The sequence below is a fragment of the Vibrio barjaei genome (assembly GCF_001639065.2).
GTDB classification, from domain to species: Bacteria; Pseudomonadota; Gammaproteobacteria; order Enterobacterales; family Vibrionaceae; genus Vibrio; species Vibrio barjaei.
Window position 1 is genome coordinate 43149 of the sequence record NZ_LQXO02000030.1, and the last position, 12765, is coordinate 55913.

General features: G+C 44.6%; 13 protein-coding genes and 1 other RNA gene. 7 read left to right on the forward strand and 7 right to left on the reverse strand.

Translation table 11 applies throughout. The features are described 5' to 3' along the window. Window position 1 precedes the first annotated feature (1 nt). From ssrS to serA, 4 genes are all read left to right on the forward strand, one after another. Window positions 2-185: non-coding RNA, 6S RNA (ssrS, locus tag AWH66_RS14575), on the forward strand. Between the two features lie 3 nt (window positions 186-188). Next, a complete protein-coding gene (locus tag AWH66_RS14580; protein WP_063605868.1) occupies window positions 189-782 on the forward strand; it encodes a 5-formyltetrahydrofolate cyclo-ligase in 594 nt (197 codons plus the stop codon). 151 nt (window positions 783-933) lie between these two features. Further along, window positions 934-1590, forward strand: a complete 657-nt coding sequence (gene rpiA, locus AWH66_RS14585; RefSeq protein WP_063605867.1) for a ribose-5-phosphate isomerase RpiA — start codon at window positions 934-936, stop codon at window positions 1588-1590. A gap of 291 nt (window positions 1591-1881) precedes the next feature. Further along, complete coding sequence (gene serA / locus AWH66_RS14590) at window positions 1882-3111, forward strand: phosphoglycerate dehydrogenase (protein ID WP_063605866.1); 1230 nt, start codon at window positions 1882-1884, stop codon at window positions 3109-3111. 45 nt (window positions 3112-3156) lie between these two features. On the opposite strand, the gene AWH66_RS14595 is transcribed toward serA, so the two are convergent. After that, entirely contained in the window at window positions 3157-3852 is a 696-nt protein-coding gene (locus AWH66_RS14595; protein WP_063605865.1) for an oxidative stress defense protein, read from the reverse strand. A gap of 104 nt (window positions 3853-3956) precedes the next feature. Continuing rightward, window positions 3957-4853, reverse strand: coding sequence for a LysR family transcriptional regulator ArgP (locus AWH66_RS14600; protein ID WP_006075602.1), 897 nt, complete (start codon window positions 4851-4853; stop codon window positions 3957-3959). Window positions 4854-4995: 142 nt separating this feature from the next. Between AWH66_RS14600 and AWH66_RS14605 the strand changes: the two genes are divergently transcribed. Together AWH66_RS14605 and AWH66_RS14610 are read left to right on the forward strand one after the other, a co-directional pair. Further along, a complete protein-coding gene (locus tag AWH66_RS14605; RefSeq protein ID WP_038228950.1) occupies window positions 4996-5616 on the forward strand; it encodes a LysE/ArgO family amino acid transporter in 621 nt (206 codons plus the stop codon). A 2-nt stretch (window positions 5617-5618) separates the two neighbouring features. Further along, window positions 5619-6122 (forward strand): YbaK/EbsC family protein, encoded by a 504-nt coding sequence (locus AWH66_RS14610; protein ID WP_063605864.1) that lies wholly within the window; start codon window positions 5619-5621, stop codon window positions 6120-6122. 37 nt (window positions 6123-6159) lie between these two features. Here the strand turns inward: AWH66_RS14610 and mscS are convergent, their stop codons facing one another. The 4 genes from mscS to epd all read right to left on the reverse strand — a co-directional run bounded on the left by mscS (window position 6160) and on the right by epd (window position 10842). Further along, a complete protein-coding gene (mscS, locus tag AWH66_RS14615) occupies window positions 6160-7026 on the reverse strand; it encodes a small-conductance mechanosensitive channel MscS (RefSeq protein WP_038228944.1) in 867 nt (288 codons plus the stop codon). A 261-nt stretch (window positions 7027-7287) separates the two neighbouring features. Continuing rightward, window positions 7288-8364: a class II fructose-bisphosphate aldolase gene (fbaA, locus tag AWH66_RS14620; RefSeq protein WP_063605863.1), complete on the reverse strand. Its 1077-nt coding sequence runs from the start codon at window positions 8362-8364 to the stop codon at window positions 7288-7290. Between the two features lie 136 nt (window positions 8365-8500). After that, entirely contained in the window at window positions 8501-9664 is a 1164-nt protein-coding gene (locus AWH66_RS14625; RefSeq protein ID WP_063605862.1) for a phosphoglycerate kinase, read from the reverse strand. Between the two features lie 152 nt (window positions 9665-9816). Further along, entirely contained in the window at window positions 9817-10842 is a 1026-nt protein-coding gene (epd, locus tag AWH66_RS14630; protein ID WP_063605861.1) for an erythrose-4-phosphate dehydrogenase, read from the reverse strand. Between the two features lie 190 nt (window positions 10843-11032). Between epd and AWH66_RS14635 the strand changes: the two genes are divergently transcribed. Beyond that, window positions 11033-11263 (forward strand): hypothetical protein, encoded by a 231-nt coding sequence (locus AWH66_RS14635; RefSeq protein WP_063605860.1) that lies wholly within the window; start codon window positions 11033-11035, stop codon window positions 11261-11263. 66 nt (window positions 11264-11329) lie between these two features. Here the strand turns inward: AWH66_RS14635 and AWH66_RS14640 are convergent. Then, window positions 11330-12765 (reverse strand): transketolase family protein (locus AWH66_RS14640; RefSeq protein ID WP_071487855.1); only part of this gene is annotated, 1436 nt, incomplete at its 5' end.

The window sequence follows — 12765 nt, forward strand, 5'->3', positions numbered from 1 at the left end:
TTTTACCCTGGGGTGTACGTCAGTGGATTTAAGTCCCTGAGCCGATAAGCAATACCAAAGGGTTAGTATTTGATAGCTATTGAGCAAGCTCGGCTCGTACCGAGAAGCCTACGGTTAACATTGCTGATCCGCCTTGAACCAGCTGGTTCAAGGGCCACAATCCTCAACGGCACTCTGGGGTATTCCTAATGTCTCTTTCTACCAGACAACAAATACGTAATCTCGTACGTTCTCGTCGCCAATCGATAAACCAAGAGCAACAAGTTATCCACGCCAATAACTTAATGACAAGAGTTGGCGAATTGAGCGTCCTTAGTACCACCAGAAAAGTCGCTTTGTACCTCGCCACAGATGGTGAACTGGATACGTTGCCGACCATTCAGTGGTTTTGGCAACAGGGCATTGAAACCTATTTACCAGTGATTCACCCCTTCTCAAAAGGTCAGCTACTTTTCCTGCGCTACGCTCAAGATACGCCTTTAGTCCTCAATCAATATAAGATTTTAGAGCCCAAGCTTAATCAGCAAGCCATTTGTCCAGTGTCCGAGTTGGATATTATCTTTACTCCTTTGGTCGCCTTTGACGATTCAGGCCAACGCTTAGGCATGGGTGGTGGATACTATGATCGAACGTTAGCTCCTTGGGAAAACTCTGATTTAGGCCCGACAGCTATTGGCCTTGCGCATGATTGCCAACAAGTAGACACACTGCCTAGCGAGTCATGGGACATTCCACTAACCACCATAGTCACGCCAAGTAAGATCTGGCTCTGGAACAAATAGCTTCCTACTTCACCTCCAAAGAGAAATAGAGCAATCGATTGCTGTTTTTCGCAATTTTTTGTCATATCGCTATTTTTTCAGCGCATTTGTCGTCGAAATTGATATATAATTCGCCCGCATTTTCACCTTAAATCAAAACTGGGATTCAACCATGACTCAAGACGAGATGAAGAAAGCTGCTGGTTGGGCGGCACTAAAGTATGTCGAAAAAGATAGCATTGTTGGTGTTGGTACAGGCTCAACTGTCAACCACTTCATTGATGCACTAGGCACAATCAAAGAAGATATCAAAGGTGCAGTATCTAGTTCGATTGCTTCAACAGAAAAGCTAGAAGCGCTAGGTATTGAAGTCTTCGACTGCAACGATGTGGCTTATCTTGATGTTTACGTTGATGGCGCAGATGAAATCAACCCAACTCGCGACATGATCAAAGGCGGTGGTGCAGCACTAACACGTGAGAAGATCGTAGCCGCTATCTCAGACAAGTTTGTATGTATCGTTGATGGTACTAAGGCCGTTGAGGTTCTCGGTCAGTTCCCACTACCTGTAGAAGTTATCCCAATGGCACGTTCTTACGTGGCTCGCGAACTAGTGAAACTTGGTGGTGACCCGGTTTACCGTGAAGGTGTGGTTACAGACAACGGTAACGTCATCTTAGACGTATACGGTATGCAAATCACTGATGCCAAAGATATGGAAGACAAGATCAACGCTCTAGCAGGTGTGGTAACGGTAGGTTTATTTGCACACCGTGGCGCTGATGTGATCATTACTGGCACTCCAGAAGGTGCAAAAATCGAAGAATAAAGACTAAACGGGTTCTAATAGTACCTAGCAAAGCTGGTCAATATATTAAACGCGATTACGTCATTAGACTACAAACGGCACCTTGGGTGCCGTTTTTTCGTTTTTCTATAAGAAAATTATGCCTTATTCCGTAATTTTCTTACCCAACGTACAACTTTTTTGTTACTTTATTGGTCACAAGACGCACAAGGAAAACGTTTGCCTCAAGCAGTTGGAAGCTCCCTCCTCGATATTCTCACTGTCAAATGTGCGCTAATTAAGCCCGAATTTCCCATGTTAAGGATGAGTTAAATGGCCAAAGTTTCACTGGAAAAAGATAAGATAAAGATTCTGCTACTTGAAGGTTTACATCCATCTTCAGTAGAAGTTTTGCAAGCCGCTGGATACACAAATATCACCTATCATAAAGGCTCCTTACCAGAAGAAGAGCTGATTGAAGCCGTTAAAGACGTTCACTTTATCGGAATTCGTTCACGAACTAACCTGACTGAAGAAGTGATTAATGCTGCAGACAAATTAGTCGCAATCGGCTGTTTCTGTATTGGTACCAACCAGGTTAACCTTGATGCTGCTGCTAAACGTGGCGTTCCTGTTTTCAATGCACCATTTTCTAACACTCGAAGTGTTGCAGAATTGGTTCTTGGTCAAATTCTGTTACTACTGCGCGGTATCCCAGAGAAAAATGCCCTTGCCCATCGTGGAATCTGGAAAAAGAGTGCCGATAACTCATACGAAGCGCGTGGTAAGCGACTCGGTATCATTGGCTACGGTCACATCGGTACCCAACTTGGCATTATTGCTGAGAACTTAGGTATGCGTGTGTACTTCTACGATATTGAGAACAAACTATCGCTTGGTAATGCAACTCAGGTTCATACCATGACTGAGCTACTAAATAAATGTGATGTTATCTCTCTGCATGTACCAGAGACCCAAGGAACCAAGAATATGATGGGAGCCGCTGAGTTTGAGAGAATGAAGCCGGGCGCCATCTTCATTAACGCTGCCCGTGGCACCGTAGTGGATATCCCAGCTCTTTGCGATTCCCTCGAAGCAGGTCACCTTGCTGGGGCTGCAATTGACGTATTCCCAGAAGAACCAAAGACCAATGCAGACCCATTTGAGTCTCCATTGATGAAATTCGACAATGTGATCCTAACGCCGCACGTCGGTGGCTCTACACAAGAAGCTCAAGAGAACATCGGTGTAGAAGTGGCTGGAAAACTGGCGAAATATTCTGATAATGGTTCAACGCTTTCAAGTGTAAACTTCCCAGAAGTATCACTGCCAGAGCACACCGAGTGTTCACGCCTATTACACATTCACAAAAACCGCCCTGGTATTCTAACTCAGATAAACACCATCTTTGCGGATGAAGGTATCAACATCGCAGGTCAATATTTGCAGACAGCTTCAGATATCGGTTATGTGGTTATTGATGTCGAAACAGCACGCTCTGAAGAAGCGCTGGCTAAGCTAAAGTTGATTGAAGGCACACTACGAGCTCGTATTCTGCACTAAGCGAACAACAGCTAAAAAAACGCCCTGACTAGTCAGGGCGTTTTTTTATTTTCCAATTTGATAGGTAACATCCACTCGGTCACGAATGGTAATTACCGAGTCTTGATAGCTATTGGACTCCATTTTACTATCCATCGCCATGCTGCGCATCACTACGGGTTGGTTCATCGGTTGACGATATTCAATACGCCATACTTTGCCAAGATTTTGATCAAATCCTTTCGCTAGCGAAGCAGCTTTGCTTTGTGCATCTTTAATGGCCGCCATGCGAGCCGCTTCTTGGTATTGACCTTGGTCTTTCACTTTAAGTTGAATGTTGTCAACTTGGTTAATCCCTGACTCAAGCGCAAGATCGAGATAGTTATTAAGATTCTCTAAGTCCATCACCTGAACAGTCACTGTACGCGATGCACGATAGCCAACCAACTCAGGTTTACCTTTTTCTGGATAATGGTACTGAGGCGATAAGTACAGGTTTGAGCTCTGAATATCTTTCTTTTCGATGCCTTCAGACATTAAGCCAGAAAGAAACTTGTCTACCACAGAGTCAACACCTTGTTTCGCTTGATCAGCATTCATTTGAGACTGTACAACTCGCACCGAAAATTCGGCCATATCTGGTGTTGCCTCTATCTCACCATAACCCGTAGTCGAGATATGAGGGAAATCGGGCTGGTTAGCAAAAACTGGCGCAGCAATCAGGGCAACCACTAATGTACCTAGTGCAAATGAGCGTTTCATTGAAGAATCCTCGTTCTGTTTTTAACCTTTATACTCAAGATTAGGCATAAGTTGAGAATATAGGTTCCCTAAAAAGTAAACACTGACACAAACATGACGTTCCACTACTGTGGTAAATACTGTCTCGCATGACTGATAATGGCGTCTGAAACCTCACCAAGCACCCCACTTTCAAGTTGCCAGTGGTGCCAATAGATTTGATGAGACAGCAAAATATTAGGCGTAAGCTCAATTAACGCCCCCGATGCCAGTTCATCTTGAATTTGTAATTTGGGGATAAGACAGTAAGCCACACCGGCTACCGCAAGCTTCACAAAGGCTTCAGAGCTGCGCACCGTATGTTTGAGTATACTGCCCGGCATAATATTAAAGTGTTGATTAACAAATCGCTGGTGCATCTTATCATGTTGGTCAAAAGCCACTGCTGGCGCCTTAATTAAACTCTCGCGGTTCACTCCTTGACTGAAGTAGCGCTTAATAAAGCTTGGGCTTGCCACACAAAGATAATCGACTCGCCCTAAATAGTCAGCCACACACCCAGGGATAGATTGCGATTCTAAACTTATTGCGCCGACTACTTCACCGTTTTTGAGCTTTTCGATGGTGCGACCTTCATCATCAACAATGAGATTAAGCTCAACTCGTTTCGCTTCCAAAAGCGGAAACAAACTCGGAAGCAACCAAGTCGCTAAGCTATCTGCGTTGGTTGCTAATGACACAGAAAGCGGTTTATCACCCAAGTCAGCCGCGAGTTCTGGCACCAATTCTTGCTCAAGTAACCGCACTCGACGATATAAACCTAAGAGCTTTTTCCCTACAGCGGTCGGTCTTGGTGGTTGCTCTCGAACAAGAACAGGCTGAGCTAGCCATTTTTCTAATTGCTTAACTCGCTGGGACACGGCAGACTGAGAAATATATAGGTGTTCTGCCGCCTTATCGAAGCTTCGTTGCTCAACAATTGCGTCCAACGCTTCGATCCATTTGTAATCTAATCCGCGCATAAATCGCCCTCTTTTTCATCGCTTTGATTACAAATCACACATCATAAGTATGACTTATTTCTCATTAATATTATTAACTTTCCTAATCATAAACGAATCGCTATTCTCACGCTCTCTTTTATGCTGTGGTGAGGAAATTAAAGTGAATTTTTGGGTGCTTCTTCAAGGTTTCGGATTGGGCGCAACAATGATTATCCCAATTGGCGCTCAGAACGCTTACGTTTTAAATCAAGGAATTAAGCGTAATCATCATCTTACGACGGCAACGGTTTGCAGCCTGTTAGATATGACGTTTATCTCTTTGGGGATCTTCGGTGGCGGTGCCATATTATCGCAAAATGAACTGTTGCTTACCGGGGTGACGTTAGGCGGCATCGCCTTTTTAACTGGCTATGGCCTGCTCTCTCTAAAGAGCGCTTTTAAAAAGCCATCGGCTCAAGAGTCTTCTGGTGAAGTCTTAGCTCGTGGTCGCCGCACTGTCGTTCTCGGAGCGTTGGCGGTTACGGTATTAAATCCTCACCTCTATCTGGATACCGTGGTCATTCTCGGCTCCATTGGTGGTCAGTTTGAAGGAAACGATCGTATCGCTTTTGCAATTGGTACTGTACTCGCATCATTTGTTTGGTTTTATTCCTTATCGCTTGGTGCCGCAAAGCTGGGACCAACCTTGTCTAAACCAAAGGTGAAGAAAGGTATCGACTTGGCAGTGGCCGCTATGATGTTTACTATCGCCTTGCTACTGACTAAAGGACTGATGGCCTAACGATGGATAATACCCAGCAGATATATTTGACCAATGTTGCCCTACTCAATGAGCATGTTATTTCATTTAACCAGTGGCAACATGAGCCTATTCTCGACTTTGCCACCGATGAACGAATTGCCAAAGAGTTAGGATGGACAGGCACTCATAGTAAGAGTCTATTTTTGAAGAAGAAAGGAGGCGGGTTTGCACTCTTTCTCACCGATAAAGATACCCGACTCGACAAAGCTCTGTTGAAGAAAGCAGTTGGGAAGCGTACTTCAATTTGCAGCAACGAGGATATGACTGAACAAGTAGGTTGTGTACCAGGAGCAGTCTGTCCTATTGGGTTACCAGAAGAGATAATGATTGTCGTCGATAAGGCTCTGTATTCAGCTCAGGAAGTCTTATACACACCGGGTTTACCTGAATGGACTTTCGGTTTGTCAGGAACAGATTTACAGCGAGTCCTGTATCTGCTGCCCAATGACATCATAGAAATAGACATGAAAAAAGGTGAAGCATAATGCTTCACCTTTTGCTTTTTTGACAATAAAACGCTAATTAGCTCTCAACTTTGTTCAAATGAACATCCATCTGAGGGAATGGAATTTCGATGCCTTCTGCATCTAGTGCTTCTTTGATTGCTTGAAGTGAATCAAAATACACATCCCAATACTGCTCGGTACGAACCCAAGGACGTACGACAAAGTTTACTGAAGAATCTGCAAGGGCTACGACACCAATCGTAGTACCTGGTTCTTTTAGAATGCGCTCATCTGCCTCTAGTGTTCTGCGAATCACTTCTTGAGTCTTCTTCAGATCTGCACCGTAAGAGACACCGATAACATGGTCGATACGACGTGTGGCATGACGAGAGTAGTTCGTGATTGGTGAGCCAATAACCGAGGCGTTAGGCACAACAACCATCTTATTGTCTGGCGTGGTAAGAATCGTTTGGAAGATTTGAATAGAGTCTACTGAACCAGCTACTCCACCGATCTCGACATAGTCGCCCGATTTGAAAGGACGGAACCCCACAATCAAGACACCCGCAGCAAAGTTTGATAGTGAACCTTGCAGTGCTAGACCGATGGCTAAACCAGCAGCACCAATTACCGCTACCACTGACGCAGTTTGAACACCAATTCGGCTTAACGCAGCAATTAAAACAATAACGAATAACGTGTAGCGAACAATACCGTGGATAAACTCAACTACAGCCTTATCCATTTTCTTCTTATGCAGCAGTTTAGAAACGCTATTAGCCACCGCTTTTACAACGATGTTACCAATAAACAGAATCAGAATAGCTGAAATGATATTCACGCCATATTGAACAAGTAAATCGGAGTTGTTGGTTAACCACTGCTCCGCTTTTGACAATCCATCCACAATAGGTGCTTGGATATCAACTGACTCATTGGCCATATTGTTTACCTCTTGAAAGTATAAATAGTGCGAAGCGAACCTTAGCTAATACCACTGTACTATTAGCAAAGGTGCACTTGGTGAGATGCATTGAGAGTATGAATACCAATACACATTACTTAACAAAAGGTTACGCAAACATATGCGTTTATGCCAGTTTTTTTAAGCACAATCACATAATTTTCATCAGACATAAAAAAAGCCGCTCTAAAGAGCGACTTTTTTCATCTTACTATCAGTTAAATCTTATACGATTTACTCTTATAGTACGTCGATAGCGTTTAGGTCAGCGAATGCTTTCTCTAGACGAGCAACCATTGAAGATTGACCAGCACGTAGCCATACGCGTGGGTCGTAGTACTTCTTGTTTGGCGCATCTTCACCAGTTGGGTTACCGATTTGACCTTGTAGGTAATCGTGGTTCTCAGCTTCGTAAGAACGGATACCATCCCAAGTTGCCCACTGTGTATCAGTATCGATGTTCATTTTGATAACACCGTAGCCGATAGACTCTTGGATTTCTGCTTCAGTAGAACCAGAACCACCGTGGAATACGAAGTTTAGAGCGTTAGGTGCAATACCGAACTTCTCTGCACAGTATGCTTGAGAGTCACGTAGGATAGTCGGAGTTAGAACAACGTTACCTGGCTTGTAAACACCGTGTACGTTACCGAAAGAAGCAGCGATAGTGAAACGTGGGCTAACAGCGTTTAGTTTCTCGTATGCGTATGCTACGTCTTCTGGAGAAGTGTAAAGCTCAGATGCGTCCATGTGAGAGTTATCAACGCCGTCTTCTTCACCACCAGTACAACCTAGTTCGATCTCAAGAGTCATGCCCATTTTCGCCATGCGAGCTAGGTACTTGGCAGAGATTTCGATGTTCTCTTCTAGAGACTCTTCAGAAAGGTCGATCATGTGAGAAGAGAATAGTGGCTTACCAGTTTGAGCGAAGAACTCTTCACCCGCATCTAGAAGACCGTCGATCCAAGGTAGAAGTTTCTTAGCAGCGTGGTCAGTGTGAAGGATTACTGGGATACCGTAAGATTCAGCAACTGCATGAACGTATTTTGCACCAGCAACTGCACCTAGGATTTGTGCGCCTTGACCTTCAAGCTTAACGCCTTTACCAGCGAAGAAGCCAGCACCGCCGTTAGAGAACTGAACAACAACTGGAGCTTTAACTTTAGCTGCTGCTTCAAGAACACCGTTGATAGAGTCAGTGTTAACTACGTTTACTGCAGGAAGAGCGAAGTTGTTCTCTTTAGCAACTTCAAATACTTTTTGAACGTCATCGCCAGAGATAACACCTGGTTTTACGAAGTCGAAGATCTTAGACATGGAATAAGTCCTATTTTCTGTCGTTTTAAATAAAAATTGGCAATCGTTTGCTCACAATGGGCGGCATTGTATCAAAGTTAATCACCCATTGCAGCATAGATAAAAGCGGACCAATAAGCCCGCTCTATAAAGATGATTATGCTTTAGCACGCTCTTCAAGCATTGCTACTGCTGGTAGTACTTTACCTTCAACGAATTCAAGGAATGCACCGCCACCTGTAGAGATGTAAGAAACGTCAGCTTTGATACCGAACTTGTCGATAGCCGCTAGCGTGTCACCACCACCTGCTACAGAGAAACCGTCTGATTCAGCGATCGCTTTAGAAATGCCTTCAGTACCTGCTTCGAAGTTCTTGAACTCGAATACACCTACAGGGCCGTTCCATAGGATAGTTTTAGCATCTTTTAGGATTTTCGCTAGTTCAGCTGTTGAGTCTGGACCTAAGTCAAAAATCATATCGTCGTCTTGAACTTCAGAAACGTGTTTGATTTCTGCTTCAGCGTTCTCGTCGAATGCTTTTGCACATGCAACGTCAGTTGCCACTGGAATCGCACACTCATCCATTAGCTTCTTAGCTGTGTCTACTAGGTCTGCTTCGTAAAGAGACTTACCTACGTTGTGACCCGCAGCTGCGATGAACGTGTTCGCAATACCACCACCAACAACAAGTTGGTCAGCGATTTTAGATAGAGATTCAAGAACCGTTAGCTTAGTAGAAACTTTAGAACCACCTACGATAGCAACCATTGGACGAGCAGGCTTGTCCATCGCTTTACCTAGAGCGTCTAGTTCGTTAGCTAGTAGAGGACCTGCACACGCAACTGGCGCGTTCATGCCAACGCCGTGAGTAGATGCTTGTGCACGGTGAGCGGTACCGAATGCATCCATAACGAAGATGTCACATAGTGCTGCGTACTTCTTAGATAGCTCTTCTTCGTTTTTCTTCTCGCCTTTGTTGAAGCGAACGTTTTCAAGAACAACAAGTTCACCTGTGTTTAGCTCAAGACCTTCTAGGTAGTCTTTTGCTAGCTTAACTTCGCAATCAAGCGCGTCGTTTAGGTAGTTTACAACTGGTTGTAGAGAGAACTCTTCTGCGTACTCGCCTTCAGTAGGACGACCTAGGTGAGACGTAACCATTACTTTAGCACCAGCTTCTAGGCAGTGCTTGATGGTTGGTAGAGACGCTAGGATACGCGCGTCAGAAGTTACTTTACCGTCTTTTACAGGTACGTTTAGATCCGCACGGATAAATACGCGTTTACCTGCTAGTTCCAGGTCAGTCATCTTGATTACAGACATGTTTAGTCCTCTCAACTAAAAAATAAATAAAGTTTTTGAAAACCCGGCTTCTTGCCAAGTTTTGTAATTCATCAACTGCTTACTTATATTGGGCTTATGAATATTAATTTCAAGCATCAAAATTAATATTTCCCCAAATTGCGCCCTTGATACTACTTGGACGCCTGCATTGCTAAAGCAGTGTCTAACATACGATTAGCAAAGCCCCACTCGTTGTCACACCAAACCAACATCTTGACCAAACGACCATCGCTCACTCGGGTCTGTGTCCCATCGACAATGGCACTGTGCGGGTCATGGTTAAAGTCTATCGAAACCAGCGGTGCTTCAGTATAGTCAACTATGCCGTCTAATGTACACCGAGATGCGTTAATAATGACTTGATTTACGTCATTAACTTTCACATTCGTATTTATAGTTACACTTAAATCCATAGCGGTGACGTTAATTGTTGGCACTCTGACAGAAATTGCTTCAAATTTGTTAGAAAATTTCGGAAAAATGCGTTCAATACCTTTATGCAATTTGGTATCAACAGGAATTATGGAATGGCTCGCTGCACGCGTTCTTCGTAAGTCACTATGATAGGCATCAATAACTTGTTGGTCATTCATCGCCGAGTGAATAGTGGTAATGGTACCGGAATCGATGCCGAAGGCTTCGTCTAACGCTTGAATGATAGGAACAATACAGTTAGTGGTGCAAGAACCGTTAGAAACAATAACCTGATCTTGTGTCAACGAGTCATGATTCACACCATAAATTATAGTGTTATCAAGATCGTGTGAACCTGGGTGAGAAAATAGCACTTTTTTAGCACCCGCAGCGATATGTTCTAGACCATCGGCACGACAACCAAACACCCCGGTGCAATCCAATACGATATCAACATCCAAATTACGCCATGGCAGTAAATTTATCTCAGCGGAGTGCAAAATTCGAATCGTATCGAACTTGCCATCACAGTGATTAACATACAGGTACTCTTGATCGTGAGAGATCTTCTTGGCAAATCGCCCATGACTGGTATCGTATTGAAGCAAATGTGCCATCGCTTCAGGTTGAGCAAGCTCGTTGACCGCGACGACTTGTATTTTATCGTTTTTGCCGCTTTCATAGATTGCTCGAAGTACATTTCGTCCAATGCGACCAAAGCCATTAATAGCCACTTTTAACATCGCACTACATCCTTAGTTCACGTTATGAAGGTGTGCATAGTAACCGATCAACTGTCATTTCGCATTAACAGTTGCGAGACAAGTCTCCAAAACACGCCATCCGCTAAAAGTTCACTCTGTTACCATGGTCGAGGAGTGCTTCTCACGTGCCATTTAACGGCCTCGTTTTCACTGCACAGGAGGTGTACTCATGTTTACTGGTCAGCATTACTGCCAATCATGTAATAAAGAAACTGTTCATAACGAAGTCTTGATACGTAAACCAAGTCGCTATGACAAAGACCCAAAGATCCTTGGTCGAATTAAGTTATTGCTACATGCGTTTATCAATGGCGGACACTACTATGATATGGATCGCTATGTCACCTGCCAAACCTGTGGCAGACGCGAGTTGGATAACAAAGGTAGTGAATTTGAATAGCCATAAAAAAGCCGAGCTCTAGAGCTCGGCTTTTCATTTACTAACATTGCTTATTGAGTCTTCTAATTAAGCAAGCAGTTCTTTTGCTGTGTTTACAACGTTTTCAGTTGTGAAGCCAAACATCTTGAACAGCTCACCCGCTGGCGCAGATTCACCGAATGTTGTCATGCCGATGATCTTGCCACCGAAGCCAACATACTTGTACCAGTAATCCGCAATACCTGCTTCAACAGCAAGACGCTTAGTCACTGCCGCTGGAAGAACCGCTTCGCGGTATGCTTCATCTTGCGCGTCAAATACGTCTGTAGAAGGAAGAGACACTACGCGTACTTTCTTACCTTCAGCCGTCAGTTCAGCGTAAGCATTCGTCGCTAGCTCAACTTCAGAACCAGTAGCGATAAGGATAAGCTCTGGAGTACCTTCGCAATCTTTCAGGATGTAACCACCCTTAGCAACATTGGCTAGCTGCTCTGCATCACGATCTTGTTGTGCAAGATTTTGACGAGAGAAGATGAGTGATGTTGGACCGTCTTTACGCTCAATCGCGTATTTCCAAGCAACCGCAGACTCAACCTGGTCACATGGACGCCATGTGCTCATGTTTGGTGTCACGCGTAGTGATGCGATTTGCTCAACCGGCTGGTGCGTTGGACCGTCTTCACCCAGACCGATAGAGTCGTGCGTGTAAACCTGGATGTTTTGCACTTTCATTAGTGCTGCCATGCGCATTGCGTTACGAGCGTATTCCATGAACATTAGGAATGTTGCACCGTAAGGGACGAAACCACCGTGCAAAGCAATACCATTAATGATCGCCGTCATACCGAACTCACGTACACCGTAGTGGATGTAGTTACCAGACGCATCGTCAGCCGTTAGAGACTGAGAACCAGACCACATGGTTAGGTTTGATGGCGCTAGGTCAGCAGAGCCGCCCATGAATTCTGGAAGCATCTTACCGAACGCTTCTAGCGCGTTTTGAGACGCTTTACGTGATGCAATGTTTGCTGGATTCGCTTGAAGGTCAGCAATGATCTTGCTTGCTTCTTGCTCCCACTGAGCTGGAAGCTCACCGTTCACACGACGCTTAAACTCAGCTGCAAGCTCTGGGTAAGCCGCTTCATAAGCTGCTAGCTTCTCGTTCCAAGCTGCTTCTTTTGCGCTACCCGCTTCGTTTGCATCCCACTCTGCTTTGATGTCAGCAGGGATTTCGAATGGACCGTGTTCCCAACCTAGGAATTCACGTGCTGATGCAATTTCGTCGTGACCTAGTGGTGCACCGTGACAGTCGTGAGAGCCCGCTTTGTTTGGCGAACCAAAACCGATGATGGTTTTAGTACAGATAAGTGTTGGACGTGGATCCGCTTTTGCCGCTTCAATCGCTGCATTGATCGCGTCTGCATCGTGACCGTCTACTGCAGGGATTACGTGCCAGCCGTATGCTTCGAAGCGCTTAGGTGTATCGTCAGAGAACCAACCTTCCACTTCACCGTCAATAGAGA

Bases quoted from the DNA above. Each gene is read 5' to 3' on its own strand.
- AWH66_RS14580 (WP_063605868.1), top strand. From the start codon at position 189: ATGTCTCTTTCTACCAGACAACAAATACGTAATCTCGTACGTTCTCGT.
- rpiA (WP_063605867.1), top strand. From the start codon at position 934: ATGACTCAAGACGAGATGAAGAAAGCTGCTGGTTGGGCGGCACTAAAG.
- serA (WP_063605866.1), top strand. From the start codon at position 1,882: ATGGCCAAAGTTTCACTGGAAAAAGATAAGATAAAGATTCTGCTACTT.
- AWH66_RS14595 (WP_063605865.1), bottom strand. From the start codon at position 3,852: ATGAAACGCTCATTTGCACTAGGTACATTAGTGGTTGCCCTGATTGCT.
- AWH66_RS14600 (WP_006075602.1), bottom strand. From the start codon at position 4,853: ATGCGCGGATTAGATTACAAATGGATCGAAGCGTTGGACGCAATTGTT.
- AWH66_RS14610 (WP_063605864.1), top strand. From the start codon at position 5,619: ATGGATAATACCCAGCAGATATATTTGACCAATGTTGCCCTACTCAAT.
- mscS (WP_038228944.1), bottom strand. From the start codon at position 7,026: ATGGCCAATGAGTCAGTTGATATCCAAGCACCTATTGTGGATGGATTG.
- fbaA (WP_063605863.1), bottom strand. From the start codon at position 8,364: ATGTCTAAGATCTTCGACTTCGTAAAACCAGGTGTTATCTCTGGCGAT.
- AWH66_RS14625 (WP_063605862.1), bottom strand. From the start codon at position 9,664: ATGTCTGTAATCAAGATGACTGACCTGGAACTAGCAGGTAAACGCGTA.
- epd (WP_063605861.1), bottom strand. From the start codon at position 10,842: ATGTTAAAAGTGGCTATTAATGGCTTTGGTCGCATTGGACGAAATGTA.
- AWH66_RS14635 (WP_063605860.1), top strand. From the start codon at position 11,033: ATGTTTACTGGTCAGCATTACTGCCAATCATGTAATAAAGAAACTGTT.